6 protein-coding genes are annotated in these 6410 nt (G+C 67.0%); 2 read left to right on the top strand and 4 right to left on the bottom strand.

All coding sequences use genetic code 11. The annotated features are described in order from the left end of the window. The first annotated feature begins 74 nt into the window (after positions 1-74). The gene (locus tag FJ311_01560; GenBank protein MBM3950124.1) at positions 75-842 is read left to right on the top strand and encodes a sulfite exporter TauE/SafE family protein; all 768 of its coding nucleotides are present in this window, start codon (positions 75-77) and stop codon (positions 840-842) included. On the opposite strand, the gene FJ311_01565 is transcribed toward FJ311_01560, so the two are convergent. The 4 genes from FJ311_01565 to amrB form a co-directional block, all read right to left on the bottom strand. Beyond that, on the bottom strand, positions 835-1848 hold the full coding sequence (locus tag FJ311_01565) for a threonylcarbamoyl-AMP synthase (protein ID MBM3950125.1): 1014 nt from the start codon (positions 1846-1848) through the stop codon (positions 835-837). The genes FJ311_01560 and FJ311_01565 overlap by 8 nt on opposite strands. A 353-nt stretch (positions 1849-2201) precedes the next feature. Continuing rightward, positions 2202-2993 carry a 3'(2'),5'-bisphosphate nucleotidase CysQ gene (gene cysQ, locus FJ311_01570; GenBank protein ID MBM3950126.1) on the bottom strand — a complete coding sequence of 264 codons (792 nt, stop codon included), beginning with the start codon at positions 2991-2993 and terminating at the stop codon, positions 2202-2204. Positions 2994-3039: 46 nt separating this feature from the next. Beyond that, positions 3040-4089, bottom strand: a complete 1050-nt coding sequence (locus FJ311_01575) for a D-cysteine desulfhydrase family protein (protein MBM3950127.1) — start codon at positions 4087-4089, stop codon at positions 3040-3042. Positions 4090-4123: 34 nt separating this feature from the next. After that, complete coding sequence (gene amrB, locus FJ311_01580) at positions 4124-5575, bottom strand: AmmeMemoRadiSam system protein B (protein ID MBM3950128.1); 1452 nt, start codon at positions 5573-5575, stop codon at positions 4124-4126. Between the two features lie 64 nt (positions 5576-5639). Between amrB and amrS the strand changes: the two genes are divergently transcribed. Beyond that, the coding region (amrS, locus tag FJ311_01585) for an AmmeMemoRadiSam system radical SAM enzyme (GenBank protein MBM3950129.1) at positions 5640-6410 on the top strand (771 nt) is incomplete at its 3' end.

Raw genomic sequence — 6410 nt, forward strand, 5'->3', positions numbered from 1 at the left:
CCAAACGCCCTCATGCTGAGCTTGTCGAAGCATGAGGCAAGCCGACCAACTGCTCCCGACCCGGAGATTTCCACCTGATCACCGATCCCGGATTTTTGATCGCCGCCGTGGTGGCGGTGCTGATCGCGGGCATTTCCAAGGGTGGGCTCGGCGGCGGCGGGCTCACTATCCTGTCGGTGCCGCTGATGTCGCTGTTCGTGCCGCCGCCGCAGGCGGCTGCCATCATGCTGCCGGTGCTGTGCGCCATGGACGCCATGGGCATCTGGGTCTATCGAAAAAAATGGAGCGCCATCAACATGCGCATCCTGATTCCGGCGGCGACCGTCGGGATCGTCGTCGGCGCGCTGCTGTTCAAGTATTTGAACGCCGACGCCATCCGTCTGATGATCGGGGTGCTGGCGCTGGTGTTCTCCCTCAACTGGTGGCTCAACCGCAAGCGCCCGCGTCCGCCGGCGCGGCCGAGCATTTCCAAGGGTGGCTTCTGGGGTTCGCTCGCCGGGTTCACCAGCTTCGTCGCCCATGCGGGCGGGCCGCCGCTCAACATCTATTTGCTGCCGCTGCGCCTGGAGAAGGAAATTCTTATCGGCACCAGCGTGATGTTCTTCGCTATCGTCAACTTGGTGAAGATTCCCCCGTATTACTGGCTCGGCCAGTTCACGGCGGAAAACCTGTGGACGGCGGCGGCGCTGCTGCCGCTGGTGCCGATCGGCATGTGGATCGGCATCTGGGGCCAGCGCCGCGTCAATGAGGCTCTCTTCTACAACGTCTGTTACGCCATGCTGGTGCTCGCCGGAATCAAGCTGGTCCACGACGGCGCGATGCCGATATTCGGGATCAAGTAGGTTCGGCGGCCCTGCGCAGGCGATCATTGATCGCGCGCCCCAAACCTTCGTCGGGGATCGGCATGACGGCGATGGCGCGAGCGCCCGATTGGTCGAGATCGTGCAGCAGGGCGAACAAATTCGCCGCTGCCTCGATTAGGTCGCCGGCCGGGCTCAGATTGCGTACCGGGCTCGAGGTTTTCGGAACGTCGCCGCCAAAGGCAAGCAAGGCCTCGCCGGCGCGGACTTTGGTCGCGCCGAGGCGAAGCGGCAGCGCCGGCGCGTAGTGACGGCGCGCCATCCCCGGCGAAAGACGTTCGTCGTCGTCGACCGCCGTTTCGCCGCTCGCATCCGCAACCGGCTGGCCGAGGCGCCGGGCGATGTCCTCGGGCCCGATCGCTCCCAAACGAAGGACGCGCGGGCACTCGCCGGAAAGATCGAGTACGGTCGATTCCAACCCAACCCGGCAGGGTCCGCCGTCGAGGATCAAGTCGACCCGCGAGCCCAATCCATTCGCTACGTGCGCCGCCATGGTCGGGCTCGCGCGTCCGCTCGGGTTGGCGCTCGGCGCGGCGATTGGGCGCTCACAGGCAGCAAGGAGTGCGCGCGCGACCGCGTGATCCGGCGCGCGCACGGCAAGCGTGACGAGTCCGGCCGAGGCGAGACGCGCGACCGGGCAGGGTCGCGCGGGCGAATCCCCGCGCGCATCGAAAGACGAGTCCGCACGCGGCAGCACCAGCGTCAGCGGCCCTGGCCAGAACGCGGCGGCGAGGATTTCGGCGCGCGCGTCGAAGCACGCCAGCTTGCGGGCCTCGTCCGCGCCAGTCACGTGCACGATCAGCGGATTAAAGCGTGGGCGGCCCTTGGCCTCGAACACGCGGGCGACGGCGCGCTCGGAGGTGGCGTCGGCGCCGAGGCCGTAGACGGTCTCGGTCGGAAAAGCGACTAGGCCGCCCGCGCGAATGATCCGGGCGGCTTCGGCGATCGCCGCGTCGGTCGGGGGAAGGATGCGGGGCGAGGGGTTCACGGGGACGAGAATTTCGCGCGGGCGGGATGAGATCAACAATCAAAATTAAAGAGCCGTCGCTGCGCGACGGCTCTTTGCCCCCTCGGGGGCTGGTCCTCTCGGGACTATCCGGTCGGGTCACTCATGAAGTGGCCCGGCATCGGAAGGTGTTCCACAGGAGTGGAACATCTGGTTCGCGGCCCTTACGAGCCGCTACAAGGGCCGTTCCCCGGGGTAGCGCGCAAGGGGAACGGGTATCCCTGCTTTTGAGCCCTCTTGGGCACGGTTTACATATAGCAAAGGCAGCGAAAATTTTCAACGCAAAACGGCGCACGAAAATTTCGCGCGCGAAATTGTTTTGTTGACACGGAATTTCATTCGCGCGGCATCGTGAAGCCGGGGCCATGCGCGACGAAATGCGGATTTAAAAATCCCGGCTTGCCGTAGGTGAGTTCGGCGCCGTCGCGATCGACGACGTTTCCGCCGGCGTAACGAAGAACCGCGTGACCGGCGGCGGCGTCCCATTCCATGGTCGGCGCGAAACGGGGATAGACGTCGGCGGCGCCCTCGGCGATGCGGCAGAATTTGAGGGAACTGCCGGCGACCACGCGCGTGTGCGCGCCGAGCCTGTCGAGCCAAGCATCGACCTCCGGCGTCGAATGGTGGCGGCTGACGGTGGCGACGAGACTTTGGGCCGGAGCGGGACGGCAGGCGATGAGCTCGGGCTTGGCATCGCTCTTGGCGCGGAAAGCGCCTCCCGGCCAGCCCCAATAGGCGAGATCGGGCACGGGAGCGTAAACGATCCCGACCACCGGGCGGCCCGCTTCGATCAGCGCGATGTTGACGGTGAATTCGCCGTTGCGTTCGACAAATTCCTTGGTGCCGTCCAACGGATCCACCAGCCAGAACGGGTGGCCGGTAATAGCGGGCGCGTTGCCTTGGGCGAACGCTTCCTCGGCGACGATGGGAAAGGCGTCGGTGATCTCGCCCTTGATCGCGGCGGCGATCAGGACCTCGGCGGCGCGGTCGGCGGCGGTCACCGGCGAGGCGTCGGCTTTTTTATCCACCGCGAAATCGGTGCGGTAGACCTTGAGGATTTCCGCGCCCGCGCGGCGCGCGATGGCGCGCAACGTGTCGATCAGGCCGTGGGTGAGGTTGACGGTCATGGCGTCTCGGTGTGAGGCGAAAATTTCGACGCGGCGGTGCGGCTTGTCAACGGGCGGCGGCCGCGGCAGCGCGCAGCGCCGGCTCGTAGGCGAAGATGGCGGGCGTGCCGCCGGTGTGGACGAAGAGCACGGTTTCGTTCCGCGCGATCCCGCCATCTGCGATCAGGCGGATCATGCCGGCCATGGCCTTGCCCGTATAGACGGGATCGAGGAACAGACCCTCGCTCCGGGCGGCGATCAGGATGGCGTCCGTGACTTCGGCGCCGAACTTGCCGTAGCCGGGCGCGAGCGAATTGTCGGCGATGTCCACGTCCGATGGCGCGAGATCGACCGGATTCCCGGCCAGGCGTCCGATCTCGGCCACCCGCTCGGCAATCCGGGCCGATTGCTGGGCGGCCGGGCGGCGGACGCAGATACCGGTGATTCTGCGCCCGTCGCCGAGGGCGCGGAAGCCATAGAGAAGCCCGGCGTGGGTCGCACCGCTGCCCGACGCGACGACGACGCGGCCGATGCCCAAGTCGGCCTCGCGGTCTTGGACGGCGATCTCGGCGGCGGCGAGCGCGTAGCCGAGCGCGCCGAGCGGCGGATGGCCGGGACCGAGATGGATCACGTAGGGCCGCCGTCCGCGCCGGGCGAGATCGGCCGCGATGGTCTCCAGGCGGGCATCGGCGCCGGCCTCGTCCTCGCCGGCAGGATAAGCATGCAGTGTCGCCCCCATCAGCCGGTCGAGCAGCACGTTGCCCGAATTGCGGTAAAGTTCATCGACTTCGGCGACCCGCTCTTCCAGTTGGATGTGGCATTGCATGCCGAGGCGCGCGGCGAAGGCGGCACATGTGCGGACGAAATTCGATTGCACCGCGCCGGTGATCAGCACCGTGTCGGCGCCCCGGGCGCGGGCCTCGCCCATGTAGAATTCGAGTTGGCGGACCTTGTTGCCGCCGAAGCCGAGGCCTGTGCAGTCGTCGCGCTTGATCAGAATGCGCGGGCCCCCGAGCGCCGCCGTCAGGTTGGGCGCCTCCTCGATCGGCGTCGGCAGATGCCCGAACGCCGCGCGAGAAAAACGCTCGAGGCCGGGGATAGCAATTAGTCCGGTCATAATTTGTCGAGTGGATCGTGAGCGATATCGAGGATCACGAGAACTTCACGTGCTGATCGTCGACCTTAAGCGCGCCTTTGACCTCGGCGGCGGCGAAGCGATGCGCGCGGAACGCAGCCGACCAATGATCGGCGGCCAAGCCCGCCTTGCGCTTCAAGTGCGCGAGGAACGCTTCCACCTGCGGCAGCTGCTCCCACACCGAGGGCAGGAACAGCGCCCGCGCCGGTCCATCGGCGATGATCAGCCCGTCTTCGCCGGGACGGAGTTGGGCGAGCAGGTCCTTCTGGTCGCGAAAATGCATCGGCTCGGGCGCCGTCAGCACCGAGACGGAAAGATCGAGCCCATCCTGCTCGTGCGGGCCGAGCCGGGGAAAGCGCGGGTCCTTGAACGCGGCGCGGTAGGCGTTCTCGGCGACGTCGGCGGCGAGCGGCCGATGGGCCTCGGGCGAGCCGATGCAGCCGCGCAAATTTCCGTTGCGCTTCAAGGTGACGAACGCGGCGCCGCGCGCGCGCAATTCCTCGGCCACCGCATCGAGCGCGACCGGAACCGGGCGGTCATGGGCGAGCCCATGGGCAATGGAACGCGCCGCGATGCCAAGCAACGCCCCGCCGTGGCGCTTGAGCATGGCGCGCGCCTTGGCGAGCGCCGAACCCTCACCGCTTTTCTTGGCTGGAGCGGGGCTTTCTTCGAAAAACAGCCACGAGCCGTAGCCGACCACCTGGTCGCGCGACCCGGCGGTGTCGCCGGAATTGCGCAAATCGACTTGTTGGACGGAGAGCCCCTTTCTGCGCGCGAGCGCGAGCAGGCCCTTGACCGGCACCCGGCCGCACGCCTGGTCGCGGCCGATGGCGCCGCCGTCCAGGCGCACGATCGCTTGCGCGGTGGCGGCGTCGATCGCGCGCGCCGCGTCGTAGGGAAGGTAGTGGCTGAGGTCGGAACTGATCACGATCAGGGTTTCAGGCCCGTCCCAGGCGCGTTCCAGGACCTCGGCCACTTCCATCTCGGTCGCGTCGCCGACCGCGAGCGGAACCAGGTTGAATCGCCCGAGCACCACCTGCAGGAACGGTAGGTGCACTTCCAGGCTGTGTTCCTGGGCGTGGCTCGCGTCGAACACCTCGACTTGGCGAAGCTCGGCGAGCCTGGCGCACGTATCCCGGTCGATTGGCACGTCGCCGAGCGGCGTCGCGAAGGCGTCCGCGCCGGAAAGCGCGAGGCCGCGCACCGGCACCCGGTGGCAGGGCCCGAGCAGCACCACGCGGGTGATGGTTCCGCGCACGGGTGCGAGGCGGGCGTAGGCGGTCGCGGCCACCGGTCCGGAATACATGTAGCCCGCGTGCGGCACGATGATCGCCTTCGGCACGGGCCTCTGCTCGGTGGCACTCTCGGCCGTGGCTTCGGCCAGGTAGCGGCGCACGGAAGCCTCCAGCTCTCTCGGGTTTCCCGGGTAGAACCGGCCGGCGACGGCGGCGGGCCTGATCGCGTTCATGGATTGGGGTTCGGCGTTACCAGGCTATATTATAGGCGAGTCCCATCCTGTGGACATAGGCACGATGGATACCACCGTCAACGATACGGATCTCGGCGAAACCTTTCCGGGGCGCTACTGGCACGCGCTGCCGGACGGGCGGGTGCAGTGCGATGTCTGCCCGCGGCTGTGCAAACTGCGCGAGGGCCAGCGGGGCCTTTGCTTCGTGCGCGCCTGTTATCGGGGCGGCATCGTGCTCACCACCTACGGCCGTTCGTCGGGCTTCTGTATCGATCCGATCGAAAAAAAGCCGCTCAACCACTTTTTACCCGGCACGCCGATCCTCTCTTTCGGCACCGCCGGCTGCAATCTGACCTGCAAGTTTTGCCAGAACTGGTCGATCAGCAAGGCGCGCGAATTCGACAAGCTCGCCGACCAGGCTTCGCCCGAAGCGATCGCCCGCACCGCCGAAAAGACCGGCTGCCGCAGCGTCGCCTTCACCTACAACGACCCGGTGATCTTCCTCGAATACGCCGTCGACGTGGCCAAGGCCTGCCACGCGCGGGGCATCAAGACGGTGGCGGTGACGGCGGGCTACATCTGCCCGGAGCCGCGCGCCGAATTCTACCGGCACATGGACGCGGCCAACGTCGATTTGAAGGGATTCAGCGAACGCTTCTATCGCGACCTCTGCACCGGGCACCTGGAAGCGGTGCTCGATACGCTCCGCTACATCAAGCGCGAGACCCGAACTTGGCTCGAAATCACCACGCTTCTCATCCCGGGCGAAAACGACTCGGACGAGGAGTTGGACGCGCTCAGCCGCTGGGTGAACGCGGAGCTGGGGCCGGATGTG

This window comes from Rhodospirillales bacterium (assembly GCA_016872535.1).
In the GTDB taxonomy this organism is placed as follows: Bacteria; Pseudomonadota; Alphaproteobacteria; order Rhodospirillales; family 2-12-FULL-67-15; genus 2-12-FULL-67-15.